General features: G+C 56.3%; 13 protein-coding genes. 8 read left to right on the top strand and 5 right to left on the bottom strand.

Translation table 11 applies throughout. The features are described 5' to 3' along the window. Positions 1 to 4 precede the first annotated feature (4 nt). Complete coding sequence (locus tag ACYVIY_RS03410) at positions 5 to 1,138, top strand: NAD(P)/FAD-dependent oxidoreductase (RefSeq protein WP_460974863.1); 1,134 nt, start codon at positions 5 to 7, stop codon at positions 1,136 to 1,138. 12 nt (positions 1,139 to 1,150) lie between these two features. Here ACYVIY_RS03410 and ACYVIY_RS03405 read toward each other — a convergent pair whose 3' ends face one another. Further along, positions 1,151 to 1,738, bottom strand: a complete 588-nt coding sequence (locus ACYVIY_RS03405; RefSeq protein WP_460974862.1) for a hypothetical protein — start codon at positions 1,736 to 1,738, stop codon at positions 1,151 to 1,153. Positions 1,739 to 1,843: 105 nt separating this feature from the next. Here ACYVIY_RS03405 and ACYVIY_RS03400 point away from each other — a divergent pair, with 105 nt between their 5' ends. From ACYVIY_RS03400 to ACYVIY_RS03385, 4 genes are all read left to right on the top strand, one after another. Continuing rightward, positions 1,844 to 2,911, top strand: coding sequence for an Ldh family oxidoreductase (locus ACYVIY_RS03400; RefSeq protein WP_460974860.1), 1,068 nt, complete (start codon positions 1,844 to 1,846; stop codon positions 2,909 to 2,911). Positions 2,912 to 2,994: 83 nt separating this feature from the next. Next, on the top strand, positions 2,995 to 3,981 hold the full coding sequence (locus ACYVIY_RS03395) for an aldo/keto reductase (protein WP_460974858.1): 987 nt from the start codon (positions 2,995 to 2,997) through the stop codon (positions 3,979 to 3,981). A gap of 228 nt (positions 3,982 to 4,209) precedes the next feature. Further along, positions 4,210 to 5,697 carry a circularly permuted type 2 ATP-grasp protein gene (locus ACYVIY_RS03390; RefSeq protein ID WP_460974857.1) on the top strand — a complete coding sequence of 496 codons (1,488 nt, stop codon included), beginning with the start codon at positions 4,210 to 4,212 and terminating at the stop codon, positions 5,695 to 5,697. A 79-nt stretch (positions 5,698 to 5,776) separates the two neighbouring features. Next, positions 5,777 to 6,757, top strand: coding sequence for a glycosyltransferase family 2 protein (locus ACYVIY_RS03385; protein WP_460974856.1), 981 nt, complete (start codon positions 5,777 to 5,779; stop codon positions 6,755 to 6,757). Between the two features lie 715 nt (positions 6,758 to 7,472). Here the strand turns inward: ACYVIY_RS03385 and ACYVIY_RS03380 are convergent. Beyond that, positions 7,473 to 8,897, bottom strand: coding sequence for a hypothetical protein (locus tag ACYVIY_RS03380; RefSeq protein WP_460974855.1), 1,425 nt, complete (start codon positions 8,895 to 8,897; stop codon positions 7,473 to 7,475). A 45-nt stretch (positions 8,898 to 8,942) separates the two neighbouring features. Here ACYVIY_RS03380 and ACYVIY_RS03375 point away from each other — a divergent pair, with 45 nt between their 5' ends. Next, positions 8,943 to 9,803: a T9SS type B sorting domain-containing protein gene (locus ACYVIY_RS03375; RefSeq protein ID WP_460974854.1), complete on the top strand. Its 861-nt coding sequence runs from the start codon at positions 8,943 to 8,945 to the stop codon at positions 9,801 to 9,803. 833 nt (positions 9,804 to 10,636) lie between these two features. Here ACYVIY_RS03375 and ACYVIY_RS03370 read toward each other — a convergent pair. Then, positions 10,637 to 12,061, bottom strand: a complete 1,425-nt coding sequence (locus tag ACYVIY_RS03370; protein WP_460974853.1) for a hypothetical protein — start codon at positions 12,059 to 12,061, stop codon at positions 10,637 to 10,639. 45 nt (positions 12,062 to 12,106) lie between these two features. On the opposite strand from ACYVIY_RS03370, the gene ACYVIY_RS03365 reads away from it, so the two are divergent. Continuing rightward, a complete protein-coding gene (locus ACYVIY_RS03365; RefSeq protein ID WP_460974852.1) occupies positions 12,107 to 12,967 on the top strand; it encodes a T9SS type B sorting domain-containing protein in 861 nt (286 codons plus the stop codon). Positions 12,968 to 13,044: 77 nt separating this feature from the next. Here ACYVIY_RS03365 and ACYVIY_RS03360 read toward each other — a convergent pair whose 3' ends face one another. Then, the gene (locus ACYVIY_RS03360; RefSeq protein WP_460974851.1) at positions 13,045 to 13,758 is read right to left on the bottom strand and encodes a YebC/PmpR family DNA-binding transcriptional regulator; all 714 of its coding nucleotides are present in this window, start codon (positions 13,756 to 13,758) and stop codon (positions 13,045 to 13,047) included. Positions 13,759 to 13,844: 86 nt separating this feature from the next. Continuing rightward, entirely contained in the window at positions 13,845 to 15,107 is a 1,263-nt protein-coding gene (lysA, locus tag ACYVIY_RS03355) for a diaminopimelate decarboxylase (protein WP_460974850.1), read from the bottom strand. A 73-nt stretch (positions 15,108 to 15,180) separates the two neighbouring features. Between lysA and ACYVIY_RS03350 the strand changes: the two genes are divergently transcribed. Further along, positions 15,181 to 16,548: an alkaline phosphatase D family protein gene (locus ACYVIY_RS03350; protein ID WP_460974849.1), complete on the top strand. Its 1,368-nt coding sequence runs from the start codon at positions 15,181 to 15,183 to the stop codon at positions 16,546 to 16,548. Positions 16,549 to 16,566 lie beyond the last annotated feature (18 nt).

Genomic DNA, 16,566 nt, shown 5'->3' with positions numbered 1-16,566 from the left:
CAATATGCAGGATGTTATTGTTATAGGCGGGGGATTGGCGGGGCTAGTCAGCGCACTGGAACTGGCCAGGAACGGACATAGTGTTACGCTCGTCGAGCGAAAAACGTATCCTTTTCACAAAGTATGCGGTGAGTACGTATCGAATGAAGTTCGGGCTTACATCGAGTCGCTCGGGATCGACCTGGCGGGTTTGGGCGCGGCTGACATCCGGCGTTTCCAGGTGTCGGCCCCATCGGGTCGAATGCTCGAAAGCAGTCTCGATCTGGGAGGGTTCGGCATTAGCCGGTACGTACTCGATCACGCGCTATGCCAACTGGCCCAACGGGCGGGCGTTCAGTTTCAGCTCGGCAAACAGGTCGACGACGTTCGTTTCACCGACGACCACTTTACGGTTAGTCTTACAGACGGACAGGTGCTGAGCGCTCGGTTGGTGATTGGTGCTTTCGGGAAACGGGCAAAGCTGGACAAAACCCTTGACCGTCCGTTTACGCGTCACGGCAATCCGGCCTCTCGTTCGCCCTATGTCGGCGTGAAATATCACGTCCGGATGGATTTTCCCGATGATGTGATCGCCCTGCATAACTTCTCCGACGGTTACTGCGGCATGTCGGCCATTGAAGAGGGAAAATACTGCGTATGCTACCTGACAACCCGCGAAAACCTGCGTCGGTACGGCAATATTCCTGACATGGAACGGGCCGTTTTGCAGCGAAATCCGCATCTGAACGCCGTTTTTCAGCAGGCTGATTTTCTGTTCGATAAACCAGAGGTGATTAACGAAATTTCGTTTGCTCCGAAGCAAGCCGTTGAAAACCACCTCCTGATGGCGGGCGACTCGGCGGGGCTCATCACACCACTCTGCGGCAACGGCATGGCTATGGCCATTCATGCCGCTAAACTGGCCAGCGGGCTAGCCAGCCGGTTCATACGTAAACAGATTACCCGCTCTGAACTTGAGCATCAATACCAACAACGCTGGTCAGCCTTGTTTGCGCAACGGTTATGGGTGGGGCGAAACGTGCAGAAACTGTTTGGGCATCCGTGGCTGACCGAAGCGGGTGTCTGGCTGTTTGGCACATTCCGGCCCGCCTTACGTAGCGTCATGCGGCAAACGCACGGAGAAATCGTGGAGGTATAAACAGCGCGCTCTTTAATACGTCCGCAACACCTTCAGGCGGTGATTCTTGTTGATTCGAACGTGCGGATTACTGATCAGGTGGAACAACGCTCCGCTTACCACCAGCGAGCCCACCACCGGTAACGTGTTCGCATAAAAGCCCCGGTTATTTACCAGATCAGCGACCAGATAAACGCCCCCGGCTATCGGGAAAAGCGTACCCGCGGCCGTTACAAACGGAATCCGGCGGTGGAGCATAATCTTCTGCACTTCGTCGAGCCGGAACGTAACGGGCTCATCGCGGTTCATCACTTCATTCGCCATCAGTATCGTGAACGTACTGTCGGAAACATCGTAGAGCTGCTCCCGGAATTTCTCGTTCCGCGCTTTGAAATGAATCTCATCGCCCTGAAAAAAACGGTACCGGCGAAAGCCGCCCACCGCGTAATTGACATCTAACGCCAGATACCGTGAGGGACGTAATAAAGCGGCATACGATGTGCCCCGGCGCTGGAGTAACTCTTCCGTACTCAGTGTGTCCCGAGGTTGGGCGAGCGCATTTACACTCAAAAACAAACAGCAAACAACCTTAACTACATAACGAACGATGGCGGCAATCATAAGCAAAACCCTTTGATGGCTTCCCAATAAACGTAAAAATAGACGAGTTGGCTGATTTTTTAGTAAAGTTTAACCCTTTCGGCGCAGGTTGGCTAATTTGCGGCCATGATTGATGCGAACCAACTCCGTTCCTTTACAGAAGCTATATTTACGGCGATGGGTTGCCCCGAAGCCGACGCCCGCCTAGCCGCCGATGTTCTCGTTAGTGCTGATCTGCGTGGGGTAGACTCCCACGGCGTAGCCCGTTTGCCGGGTTACGTCCGATTGTACGATCACGGCCGAATTAACCCGCAACCGTCCATTCGGATTGTGCACGAAACGCCGTCGACGGCCGTGGTGGATGGCGACAAAGGGCTTGGTCTGGTGGTTGGGCCCTGGGCCATGCAGGTAGCCATCGAAAAGGCCCGGCTGGCGGGTACTGGCTGGGTAGCTGTGCGAAACTCCAATCACTTTGGCATTGCCGGCTATCACGCCCTGCTGGCGGCTGATCACGACATGATTGGTCAGGCCATGACCCACGCGGCTCCTCTGGTAGCGCCGACCTTTTCACTCGATAAATTACTGGGCACCAACCCCATCGCGGTAGCCATACCGGCGGCTACAGAACCCACATTCTTGGCCGACTTTGCCTCGACGGCCGTGGCCTACGGCAAACTGGAAATCCTGCAACGTAAAGGGCAGGACATTCCGCTGGGCTGGGCTCAGGATGCCGACGGGCAACCGACTACTGACGCCAACGCAATACGTAATGGCGGAGCGCTGCTTCCGCTGGGAACCGATCGGGAGCATGGTAGCCACAAGGGATATGGACTGGGGGCCGTCGTCGATATTTTCTCAGGCGTCTTATCAGGTGCGAACTACGGGCCGTGGGTTCCGCCGTTTGCGACGGCCGGATTCATGCAGGCCGACGAAGGCGTTGGTCAGGGAACGGGTCATTTCTTCGGAGCCATGCGTATTGATGCGTTCCGGCCTGCCGACGAATTTAAGTCGCACATGGATACCTGGATTCAGCGGTTCAGACAGGCTAAAGCCGTTGAAGGGCAGCAGGTTCTAATTCCCGGCGACCCCGAACGGGCAATGGAAGCCGAACGACTCGCCAATGGCATTCCGTTGCTGGAACCCGTTCTAAAAAGCCTCGAAGAACTAGGCGAACGCTTTGGCGTGAAATTATAACCTTTCTTAGTAACCATAGGTTAACGTGAGTTATGGCCTAAGCGTCAGCAAAGGGCTCTTTGTAACTCATTAATCCACTATATATGCAGTACCGTAAACTCGGCAAAACTGGCTTCAACGTATCCGAAATAAGCTTAGGTACCTGGCAGGTCGGTGGCAAATGGGGTGACCCGTTCAGCCACGACAACGCCGACCAAATCCTGAATGCCGCCGTTGACGCGGGTATCAACTTCATCGATACAGCCGATGTATATGGCGACGGCGAAAGCGAGAAAGCCGTTGGACGACTCGTACGTTCGCGTTCCGAACGGATCTACGTAGCCACTAAATGCGGTCGACGGTTACAACCGCACGTAAACGAAGCCTATCAACCGGCGGTTCTGCGCCAGTTCGTTGACGACAGCCTGCAAAATATGGGTCTGGAGACGCTGGACCTTATTCAGCTCCATTGCCCCCCTACGGAGGTGTACTTCCGGCCCGAGATCTTCGAAGAATTCGACCGGCTAAAAGACGAAGGCAAAATTCAGCATTTGGGCGTCAGTGTCGAAAAGGTAGAAGAAGGGCTGAAAGCCATCGAATACCCAAACGTTTGCTCAGTTCAGATCATCTTCAACATGTTCCGGCAGCGGCCCGCTGAATTGTTCTTCCAAGAAGCCCAGCATCGGGATGTGGGGATTATTGTCCGGGTGCCGCTGGCGAGTGGTCTGCTAACGGGGACGTTTAGTCGGGATACTACCTTCTCGAAAGACGACCACCGCAACTTCAATCGGCAGGGCGAAGCCTTCGATAAAGGCGAAACGTTTTCCGGCGTCGATTACGAAACAGGGCTGGCCGCTGTAGATAACCTAAGACCTGTTTTCCCGAATGATACTAACCTGGCCCCCGACGCTCTGCGCTGGATTTTGACGTTTGATGCCGTAAGCTGCATTATCCCCGGCGCGTCGAAACCCGATCACCTCAAGTCAAACCTGCAAGCCGCCGACCGACCAGCCCCTACAGCGGAGCAGATGGCCGCGGTGAAAACGATTTACGACGAGCACATCAAAAATCCGGTTCATTACCTGTGGTAAAGCATTTAGAAACGTACTAGACTGTCTTGCTGACAGCCTAGTACGTTTAAGGATCACGGGCACAGGACTACTACCAAACGGCACACGTTCTTTAGGGAATACAAAAGTCAACCCCTACAACTGGTTGGCTTTTTCAAGGCAAAATTTGCACATAGCTTCTATTAACGCCATATTATTTTGCCACATGTGTCTTTTACAATATATTGTTGCATGAAAAATAATTCTCGCATGCAATCTCAATCGCAGACATTGAACGGCATGAGCCAGTCACAGAGTCAGAGCTCAGCCAACTTTTCATTTGTTGACTATCAGATCGAGAATTTTTTTGATGAAATGTTTGCCAGCGAAACGCAGGTTCGTTCGGGTTATGCGCCGTTCCGGCAGCGCGTTGAGCAGCTCACGCGGGAGGATTTAGTGGGACGGCAGCACGCAGCCGAACGAGCGCTGATGAGCATGGGCATTACGTTCAACGTTTATTCGGAAGGAGAAGGCACGGAACGAATCATGCCCATCGACATCATTCCGCGTGTTATTGAATCGGCAGAATGGAACCAGATGGAAGCCGGGCTCATCCAGCGCATCAAAGCGTTGAATATGTTCCTGGATGATGTCTATAACGAACAGCACATCCTGAATGATGGCATAGTACCGCGCGATTTGATTGAGTCCAGCAAGTCGTTTCTGACGCCTTGTTTAGGCGTTAAGCCGCCCAAGGGCATCTGGTGCCACATTACGGGTACCGACCTGATTCGGGGCGACGATGGGCAATTTATGGTGCTTGAAGATAACCTGCGCTGCCCGTCGGGAGTGTCGTACATGCTCGAAAACCGGGAGTTGACCAAACAAACGTTCCCGGAAGTACTGGCCCAGACCGGTGTTCGGCCCGTATCCGATTACCCGACCCGACTGCTTCAGATGCTTCAGTTCATTGCCGACCGACCGAATCCAACGGTGGTTGTGCTGACGCCAGGTATTTATAATTCAGCGTATTTCGAGCATTCGTACCTGGCGCAGCAGATGGGTGTTGAACTGGTTGAAGCCCGCGACTTGGTAGTGTCGGGGGGGTACGTTAAGATGCGGACGACCAAAGGATTCCAGATTGTCGATGTGATCTACCGACGTATTGACGATACGTTCCTCGACCCGAAAGCCTTCAATCCTGACTCTATGATTGGGGTTCCGGGCATCTTTGATGTCTATAAAAAAGGACGCGTTGCGCTGGCCAATGCCCCCGGCACAGGTGTTGCTGACGATAAGGTGATTTATGCGTACGTACCACGTATCATCAAATACTACCTGAACGAGGAGCCAATCATTCCCAACGTTCAGACCTACATCTGCCGCGAAGAAGAAGACTGCCGGTACGTATTGGAAAACATTGAAAAACTGGTCGTTAAAGAAGCAAACGAAGCGGGTGGGTATGGTATGCTGATTGGCCCCAAAGCGTCGCCCGAGGAGCACGAGTTGTTCCGGAAGAAAATCCAGGAAAATCCGCGTAACTACATCGCCCAGCCGACTATTTCGCTCTCCCGGGTGCCATGCATTGTAGGTGGCCAGGCCGAGGGGCGCCACGTCGACCTGCGCCCGTATATCCTGTATGGGGACGGCGTCAACGTTATTCCGGGCGGATTAACCCGCGTAGCGCTCCGTAAAGGCTCATTAGTTGTGAACTCCTCGCAGGGCGGTGGTGGTAAAGATACCTGGGTGTTGTACTGAGATGCGGTCCCATTCAATAAGTTGTCAATAAGCCACTTAGATTATGCTTATTTTTGTAGCTTGACTAAACCAGTAAGTCTTGCTCGACTTAAGTATTATTATCGTCAATTACAAAACACCAGAGCTAATCAATAGCTGTCTGGATTCGCTTGAAGCTCATACCCGTGGCATTTCGTATGAGGTACTCATTGTCGATAATCAATCTGAAGATGATAGTCAGTCCCTCATTCAGGCCAAACATCCGGGCGTTCGTTGGTTCCAGATGGGGTACAACTCCGGATTCGCCCGCGCCAACAACCACGGCATTCGCCAGGCGCAGGGACGGTATATCCTCTTACTGAACTCGGATACGCTGCTGGTTAGTAATTTAGTCGCCAACTGCGTCAGGCTGATGGATCAACAGCCCGACGTTGCCGCGCTCAGTGCGCTCCAGCTCGGTCGGGATGGTAAGTTGCGCCCAAATCTATTCACTACGTTCGGCCAGATACGTCGTTCGTTTTACATTCTACCGATCAAACCGTTCTTTCAGCAGTTACTGTATCGCTTATTTCCGGACACGCAGTACCCCGACCCGCAACAGGTTGACTGGCTGTCGGGTGCTTTCTTAATGACCCGGCCTGAAGTCATCGCCCGCGCCGGTGCGTTGGACGAAAGTTTTTTCATGTACGGCGAAGATGTGGAGTGGGGACACCGCCTGGGTCAGCACGGCCGGCTGCTATTGGTATCCGACGACCATTTCGTTCACTTCGAGTACGGCAGCAGCAGCGATCACCAACAGCACGCCGTTACGTACATCAACCGCTTCAAACCCCAGATACAGGTTTCTCAGTTGTTGTGGGTGCGTAAGCAGTACGGCCCAATGGCCTACCTGATTCTGATGCTTCACTACCTGATGATGGTGCCCATAGTGTTTTTCTGGAAAATAGCCGTGAACCTACGTAACGGCCAGTCACCCTGGAGGGAACTCGACAACCAGCGTGCTTTTGCCTCTCAGGTCGGTATCTTCTTTCGTTTTTTCTGGAAAACACTGCTGAACCGGCAAGGCTTCTATAAGGTATAGCGGCTATTCAAACCGGCTTGTGCTTTCGTTTGGTTAATCCCATTTGGCCAAAGCGACGACTTTATTACGTACCAGCTAGATTTTAAGGCTGGGCGCTAAGTATACTTTGTGACCTACAAATACACTTTTCTCACATTGTTCGTTTTGGGTAAAATGTGATACATCTATGCGCTTGTTTTATCTGCTAGGAATGGTGAGCCTGCTGGCTGGGGCGCTGCTATGGCCTCAACTCAGCCAGGCGACCCACGTGCGGGCCGGGGAGATCACCACCCGACGGATCTCCCAAACCTCACTGACTTACGAAATAACCTTTACCGCTTACTTCGACGAAACTCCGGGTGGCAAACCGGCTGCTGATGCGGGTGAAGAATACACCATCTGCTTTGGAGATGGTACGTCGCAATCTGTGAGACGGCTACCCAGAATATATATTAACCGAGGCTCATCGTCAATCAATATCTACCGGGTTGTTCATACCTATCCGGGACCTGGTCCGTATACGATTGCGGTGACGGTACCGAATCGCAACGACGATACCAAAAACCTACCGCAACCCAGCGAATCGATTCGCTTCTTTGTTACAACGACGATCCTGATCAACCCCGCCCTGCTGACCAACTCTACACCGGTCATGCTCAACCCACCTCTGGACTCGGCCCGGGTAGGTCAGCGCTTCTGCCATAACCCAGCCGCCTTCGATGCCGACGGCGACAGCTTAGCCTACCGACTGAGCGTACCACAGGAAGGCTTCGCTGACACCGGCTGCAGGGGTCGGTTTATTTCGGCCTACCAGGACCCGACCCGGTTCAGCCGCACGGGCGAGAGCGGGGGCTCGCCCTCCTTCGCCATCGACCCCATCACCGGTACCCTCTGCTGGGACGCCCCCGGCGAGGAGGGCCAGTTCAACTTCGCCTTCATCATCGAGGAGTGGCGTAACGGCGTCTTGATCGGCGAGATCACCCGCGACATGCAGATCATCGTCGTTGACCAGCCCAACCGCAGACCCCTCATCCAGCCCATACCCGACCTCTGCGTCACAGCCGGTACGCTCATCAACCAGCCCGTCACCGCTTCTGACCCCGACGGCCAGCGGGTGATCATCACCGGCTTTGGGGGCGTCTTCAACGTGGGCCAGGACCGCCAGCCCCTGCCCCCGGGCGAACTGATTCAGCCCGCTTACGCCACGCTGACCAACAACGGGGTGGCCCTGGCCCAGCCCGCTACGGTCAACTTCAGCTGGCAGACCAACTGCAACCAGCTCCGGGAAGCCCCCTACGATGTGGTCTTCAAGGTCAACGATGTGCCCCCCCGAGGGGTGGCCTCGCTGGTCTCCTTCCAGACCTTCCGCATCCGGCTGGTGGGTCCCCCCATCCAGAACCTGACGGCCCGGCCCACCGCCACCGCCAACGGACGGGCCATCCAGCTCAGCTGGACCCCCTACTCCTGCGGAGCCGCCGGCACCCGACTCAGCATCTACCGACGGGAGGGCTGCGAGAACATCGAGATCGGACCCTGCCAGACCGGCCTGCCCGCCGGCTCGGGCTACGTCAAGGTGGGCGAGGTCGAGCAGGGCATCACCACCTTCACCGACACCTCCGCCCTGCGACGGGGCGGGGCCTACTCCTACCGCATCATCGCCCAGTACCCCGACCGCAACGGCGGCTTCAACGGGGGCGTCAGCATCGTCTCGGCCCAGGCCTGCCTCGAGCTGCCCCTGCTGGCCCCCGTCATCACCCAGGTCACGGTCGACTCCACGGCCGACACCCGCGGCCAGATCACCGTCCGCTGGAGCCGACCCATCGGGCTCAACCCCGGGGACCTGGGTGGCCCCTACCAGTACCGCCTGCAGCGGGCCGAAGGGCTCACTGGCACCAACTTCTCCACCATCGCCACCCTCAACACCAGCCTGCAGGTGGGCGTGGCCGATACAGTCTTTGTTGACAAGGGGTTGAACACGGCAGCCACCGCCTACAACTACCGGCTGGAGTTCTTCTACACCGAGGCCAGCACCGGCCAGCTCACCCGGCTCGACGTGACCGAGTCGGCCTCCTCGGTGCGCCTGGCAGCCGCCCCGGCCAACCGCCGGATCAGCCTCAGCTGGCAGGCCAGCACGCCCTGGTCCAACGACAACCAGGTGCATGATGTCTACCGCAGTCGAAGTGGTCCTGCTGGCCCCTTCAACCTGGTGGCTCAGGTGCAAGTGCAGGGACCGAACTCGTACACCTATGTCGATGCAGGCGAGGACACCTACGCCCAGGATGGCAACACGGCGGGGGCTCTGTCAGCCGACTCCAGCTACTGCTACCGGGTGCTGACCCGGGGCCGCTATGCCGATGCCAAGCTGGCGGGCCTGGGGCTGCTGCGCAACTACAGCCAGATCCTCTGTGCCACCCCCACCGACACCACCCGCCCCTGCCCCCCCACCCTGGGGCTGGACTCCTTGAACTGCGCTTCGCTGAGCAGCGAGAGCTTCTGCGAGCAGACCAGCTTCACCAACCAGCTGCGCTGGCTGCCCGGCAGCGGGGCGGGCTGCGATGCCACTGTGGTGGGCTACAAGCTCTACTATGGCCGCTACCAGCAGGACAGCCTGGGGGTGCTGACTCAGGTTCCTGCCCCCACCACCAGCTTTGCTCATACCAGTCTGACGACGGTGGCGGGCTGCTACTACGTGACGGCCGTCAACAGCCGGGGCCTGGAGAGTGTGCCTTCCAACCGGGTCTGCAACGAGGCCTGCCCCGAGTTGGTGCTGCCCAACGTGTTCACCCCCAACGGGGATGGCAAGAACGATGTGTTTGCGCCCTTGCGGTGTGCCCGGTTTGTCGAGCAGGTAGTGCTGGTGGTCTACAACCGGTGGGGTGCCAAGGTCTACGAGGGCACGAGTGGGAGCCTGAGCTGGGATGGCCGCGGCAGTGATGGAGCGGAGCTGCCCAGCGGGTTGTACTACTACCAGGTGAGTGTGCGCTACGGGGTGCTGGACCGCACGCCCCCCCCGCAGGTGCTGAAGGGCTGGGTGCAGCTGCTGCGGGAAAGCGTTTCTCTTAAGTAAAAACAGTCAGCTTAACAGCCAATATTGCGTCTCCCTCCCTCATCAGCGTAGGCAAACTAAGCGCTGATGAGGGAGGGAGATTGCGTATACAATCAATTTATTGACTAACCCGCATTAATTTTCGGCAAAAAGGCAGTCGAATTGCCATTTTCTAAAACATATGTCTAGATTGGGCCGTAACAAGAACCAGTACCATTAACCAACAAAAAAGACTTCATAGGAACTACGTATAGACACACTTTTTAAGTCTGCGATCGTTCTACTATAAATGTGATACATCTATGCGCTTGTTTTATCTGCTAGGAACGGTGAGCCTGCTGGCTGGGGCGCTGCTATGGCCTCAACTCAGCCAGGCGACCCATGTGCGGGCCGGGGAGATCACCACCCGACGGATCTCCCAAACCTCACTGACTTACGAAATAACCCTAACTACGTATTATGACGAATTAACGGGCCGGAGCGCGGCTGACCTGGCAGACCCCTATACTATCTGCTTTGGGGATGGTACGTCGCAATCCGTGAGACGTGCTGAGCGCCGGTTTATCAATGGCCGAAGCTCCTCTATAAACATATACAAGGTCGTTCACACCTATCCAGGTACAGGTACTTATACCATTTCGGTAACTATTCCGAATCGGAACCGCGATACAAAGAACCTACCACCAGCCGCTAGCTCGGACCAGATTACGTTTTTCGTATCAACGACGATTCTGATCAACTCCGCCCTGCTGACCAACTCTACGCCGGTCATGCTCAACCCGCCCCTGGACTCGGCCCGGGTGGGTCAGCGCTTCTGCCACAACCCAGCCGCCTTCGATGCCGATGGCGACAGCTTAGCCTACCGGCTTAGCGTACCGAAGCAGGGAACTGGCGAGGTTTGTCCCCAGAACCGGCCGATACCCGCCTATCAGGACCCGACCCGGTTCAGCCGCTCGGGCGAGAGCGGGGGCTCGCCCTCCTTCGCCATCGACCCCATCACCGGTACCCTCTGCTGGGACGCCCCCGGCGAGGAGGGCCAGTTCAACTTCGCCTTCATCATCGAGGAGTGGCGTAACGGCGTCTTGATCGGCGAGATCACCCGCGACATGCAGATCATCGTCGTTGACCAGCCCAACCGCAGACCCCTCATCCAGCCCATACCTGACCTCTGTGTCACGGCCGGTACGCTCATCAACCAGCCCGTCACCGCTTCTGACCCCGACGGCCAGCGGGTGATCATCACCGGCTTTGGGGGCGTCTTCAACGTGGGCCAGGACCGCCAGCCCCTGCCCCCGGGCGAACTGATTCAGCCCGCTTACGCCACGCTGACCAACAACGGGGTGGCCCTGGCCCAGCCCGCTACGGTCAACTTCAGCTGGCAGACCAACTGCAACCAGCTCCGGGAAGCCCCCTACGATGTGGTCTTCAAGGTCAACGATGTGCCCCCCCGAGGGGTGGCCTCGCTGGTCTCCTTCCAGACCTTCCGCATCCGGCTGGTGGGTCCCCCCATCCAGAACCTGACGGCCCGGCCCACCGCCACCGCCAACGGACGGGCCATCCAGCTCAGCTGGACCCCCTACTCCTGCGGAGCCGCCGGCACCCGACTCAGCATCTACCGACGGGAGGGCTGCGAGAACATCGAGATCGGACCCTGCCAGACCGGCCTGCCCGCCGGCTCGGGCTACGTCAAGGTGGGCGAGGTCGAGCAGGGCATCACCACCTTCACCGACACCTCCGCCCTGCGACGGGGCGGGGCCTACTCCTACCGCATCATCGCCCAGTACCCCGACCGCAACGGCGGCTTCAACGGGGGCGTCAGCATCGTCTCGGCCCAGGCCTGCCTCGAGCTGCCCCTGCTGGCCCCCGTCATCACCCAGGTCACGGTCGACTCCACGGCCGACACCCGCGGCCAGATCACCGTCCGCTGGAGCCGACCCATCGGGCTCAACCCCGGGGACCTGGGTGGCCCCTACCAGTACCGCCTGCAGCGGGCCGAAGGGCTCACTGGCACCAACTTCTCCACCATCGCCACCCTCAACACCAGCCTGCAGGTGGGCGTGGCCGATACAGTCTTTGTTGACAAGGGGTTGAACACGGCAGCCACCGCCTACAACTACCGGCTGGAGTTCTTCTACACCGAGGCCAGCACCGGCCAGCTCACCCGGCTCGACGTGACCGAGTCGGCCTCCTCGGTGCGCCTGGCAGCCGCCCCGGCCAACCGCCGGATCAGCCTCAGCTGGCAGGCCAGCACGCCCTGGTCCAACGACAACCAGGTGCATGATGTCTACCGCAGTCGAAGTGGTCCTGCTGGCCCCTTCAACCTGGTGGCTCAGGTGCAAGTGCAGGGACCGAACTCGTACACCTATGTCGATGCAGGCGAGGACACCTACGCCCAGGATGGCAACACGGCGGGGGCTCTGTCAGCCGACTCCAGCTACTGCTACCGGGTGCTGACCCGGGGCCGCTATGCCGATGCCAAGCTGGCGGGCCTGGGGCTGCTGCGCAACTACAGCCAGATCCTCTGTGCCACCCCCACCGACACCACCCGCCCCTGCCCCCCCACCCTGGGGCTGGACTCCTTGAACTGCGCTTCGCTGAGCAGCGAGAGCTTCTGCGAGCAGACCAGCTTCACCAACCAGCTGCGCTGGCTGCCCGGCAGCGGGGCGGGCTGCGATGCCACTGTGGTGGGCTACAAGCTCTACTATGGCCGCTACCAGCAGGACAGCCTGGGGGTGCTGACTCAGGTTCCTGCCCCCACCACCAGCTTTGCTCATACCAGTCTGACGACGGTGGCGGGCTGCTACTACGTGACGGCCGTCAACAGCCGGGGCCTGGAGAGTGTGCCTTCCAACCGGGTCTGCAACGAGGCCTGCCCCGAGTTGGTGCTGCCCAACGTGTTCACCCCCAACGGGGATGGCAAGAACGATGTGTTTGCGCCCTTGCGGTGTGCCCGGTTTGTCGAGCAGGTGGCGCTGGTGGTCTACAACCGGTGGGGTGCCAAGGTCTACGAGGGCACGAGTGGGAGCCTGAGCTGGGATGGCCGCAGCAGTGATGGAGCGGAGCTGCCCAGCGGGTTGTACTACTACCAGGTGAGTGTGCGCTACGGGGTGCTGGACCGCACGCCCCCCCCGCAGGTGCTGAAGGGCTGGGTGCAGCTGCTGCGGGAAAGCGTATCCCTCAAGTAAAACAGACAAATCATACTTTAACAGAAAAGCCAGCCCTTCTTAGAGGCTGGCTTTTCTGTTTTAAAAATACTATAAGCTTATCGCATGTTGTGATAGACCGTCTGTACATCGTCATCTTCTTCGATGCGTTCGATCAGCTTCTCAACGTCAGCGGCTTCTTCGTCCGATAGCTCTTTGTAATCGTTGGGGATACGCTCGAACTCCGCTTGTTTTATGTCGTACCCCTTTTCTTCGAGAAACTTCTGGATAGCTCCAAACGCGGTGAACTCGCCGTAGATAACGTACTGGTTGGTTTCTTCGTCGAATTCAATCTCATCGCCACCGATGTCGATTAGTTCTAGTTCAAGCTCTTCCTGATCAACGCCTTCGGCCGGAATCCGGAAAACCGACTTGCGATCAAACATGAAATCCAGCATACCCTGTGTGCCGAGGCTCCCGCCCAGTTTGTTCAAATAACTGCGGACGTTCGCGACGGTACGGTTGTGGTTATCCGTAGCGGTTTCGATTACTAAGGCAATTCCATGCGGAGCGTAGGCTTCGTACACAATCTCTTTATAATCCTCCTGCTCTTTCGACGACGCTTTTTTAATAGCCCGGTCTACGTTTTCCTTCGGCATGTTAGCCGCTTTGGCATTCTGAATTATAGCCCGGAGCCGCCCGTTGGTATCGGGGTCGGGGCCACCATTTTTCACAGCGATGACGATATCTTTGCCAATCCGGGTGAAGGTCTTGGCCATCTGTCCCCACCGCTTCATTTTACGCGCTTTCCGGTATTCAAACGCTCTTCCCATTGTTGTTACAGTTATGGTTCTGAGTTTATGGGGTGCACGTTCATCTTACCGCCTTAGGTACGTAAGAGACACGCTCACCCAGCAAACTATAAGGGTTGTTCAATTATTTCTGAGTTTAAAACAGGAATGTCTACCTGACCACGTAGCAAATCGTCAAACGTTTCGCGCTTACGGATCAGATACGGTGTTCCTTCGTAAACCAGCACCTCGGCCGGACGAAACCGGGCGTTGTAGTTCGAAGCCATACTGAAACCATACGCGCCAGCATTCTCAAATGACAGCACATCGCCCGGACGAACCTCCGGAAGCGAACGGTCGGTAGCAAACGTATCGGTTTCGCAAATGTACCCGACAACGGTGTACGTTTGCTCGGTACCCATCGGGTTCGATACGTTCTTGATGTCATGATACGCATCATACATCATCGGCCGAATCAAGTGATTGAGCCCCGAATTGACAGCGACGAACGTCCGCGATGGATTCTCTTTGACAAGGTTGGTGCTGACGAGCAAGTGTCCGGATTCGCTGACCAGGAACTTACCCGGCTCAAACCAAAGCTCAAGTTCACGGCCGTATTGCTGGCAGAACGACTGGAACGTCTCTGACACCTTGGCACCTAATTCAGCCACATCCGTAACGTAATCCCCGTCTTTATACGAGACTTTGAACCCACTGCCGAAATCGATGAACGTAAGGTCTGGATAATCGCCGGACAGGTTGAATAGCACTTCCGCTCCCCGCAAGAACGCGTTTGCATCCTTGAAATCGGAACCGGTATGCACGTGCAGGCCGACAATATGAATCTGGTACTGTTCAACAAGCTGCCGAATTTCAGACCGTTGCAAAATCGAAATTCCGAACTTTGAGTCTTTGTGCCCCGTTGAAATCTTTATATTTCCGCCTTCGGCGATGTGGGGGTTTATCCGGATGCTCACCGGAACAGCGCTCCCGTACGTTTGTCCGACCCATTCCAGCAACGGCAGACTATCGACATTCAGTTGCAGACCGAGGTCAACAGCCTCCCGAATTTCATCGAACGAAACTCCACTAGGCGTAAACATGATCTGACTTGGCTCAAACCCAGCGAGCAGTCCCAGACGGGCCTCGTTCACCGAAACCGAATCCATGTCAACGCCCTGCTGACGCATCAGCTTCAGAATGGACAGATTCGTCAGCGCCTTGGCTGCGTACTTTATCTTTAGGTTGACACCAGCGAATGAAGACCGCAGCAAGCCAATTTTTTCGATAATTTTGTTGGCATCATACACATAGACTGGCAAGCCGAACTCATCAGCAATGGCCAGTACGTCAACACCCTGAATAGTATATTGTTGATTCTCCAGTTGCATTTGTCCTGAATTAGGGTGCAAATATAATTCTTTCGTCTTTGTCTTGCTGATAAAGACTGCTAATGACTGCTTTATGAAATACGTTCTTTTTCTGTGGTGTGCTTTCGCTTCGGGTATTGGTCTGGCTCAGACACCTGTTCAGAAACAAAAAGCACCCAAAACAGCCCTTCCCACAACAGGACTGATTCAATCCGGGCCAATGGTTGGTTATTCGGACATGCGCGAAGTGATGCTCTGGGTACAAACCAAACAGCCCGCCCGCGTACAAATTCGCTACCACGAAGTGGGAAAACCAACACCCAGTTACGTAACCAACGAAATCCGGACCAATGAACAAGCGGCTTTTACAGCCCACCTGCTCGCCGACAAGGTGGAACCCGGAAGAAAGTACGCGTACAACGTGTTGATCGAGGGCCGAACGGTGAGCCTGCCCTACCCGACAACGTTCCAAACCCAAAGCCTGTGGCAGTGGCGGACCGACCCTCCGACGTTTCGCTTCGGCGTCGGAAGCTGCACCTACGTCAACGAACCTGAAGTCGACCGCCCCGGCACGCCCTATGGTGGTGGCTATGAAATTTTCACGGCCCTAGCATCCCAGAAACCTGACTTCATGCTCTGGACCGGCGACAATACGTATACCCGCGAAGTGGACTGGAACAGCCGCTCCGGTGTATTACGCCGATATACGCATACGCGCTCTTTACCCGAAATGCAGCCGCTACTGGCTGCCACCCATAATTACGCCATCTGGGACGATCACGATTACGGTCCCGATGACTCTGACCGTTCGTACTGGTTGAAGGAGACTACGCTCGATGCGTTTAAACTGTTCTGGGCCAATCCTAATTTTATCTTTCCGGAAAGCTGCGCCGGTACGTTCTTCTGGAACGACTGCCAGTTTTTTATGCTCGACGACCGGACGTTCCGGGCGCCGGACCATATGGCTGATGGCCCCGAAAAAGTATACTTTGGGGAGAAACAAATGCAATGGCTTCTGGATGCGCTGATTTCCAGTAAGGCGACGTTTAAATTTATCGTTACGGGTGGTCAGATTGTAAACCCGACCAAGGCATTCGAAAATTACGCCATCTACGGCACCGAGCGGAATCGGTTGCTGAAGGCCATTGCCGACGCTAAAATACCGGGCGTGTTGTTCATCACCGGGGACCGTCATCACAGCATTCTTCATAAACTGGAACGTAACGGTACGTATCCCCTCTACGACGTAACGATTTCACCGCTGACGTCCGGGCCCGCTCAACCCCGGGCCGATGAACTGAAACAGCCTACCTATGTCGACGGTACGTTAGTCGGCGATCGTAACTTTAGCATCATGAGCGTCAGCGGTCCTTTGAAAGATCGTATCCTCAACATTAAAGTCTACGACCAAAAAGGCAAAGAACGCTGGAGTCGAGATATCCGAGCGAATGAGTTAAACTAGTCGTCGGTGGTCATTAGG

It is taken from the genome of Spirosoma knui (assembly GCF_054780635.1).
Note: the sequence above shows the minus strand (reverse complement) of the source record. Positions and strands in the feature narration are given on the sequence as shown.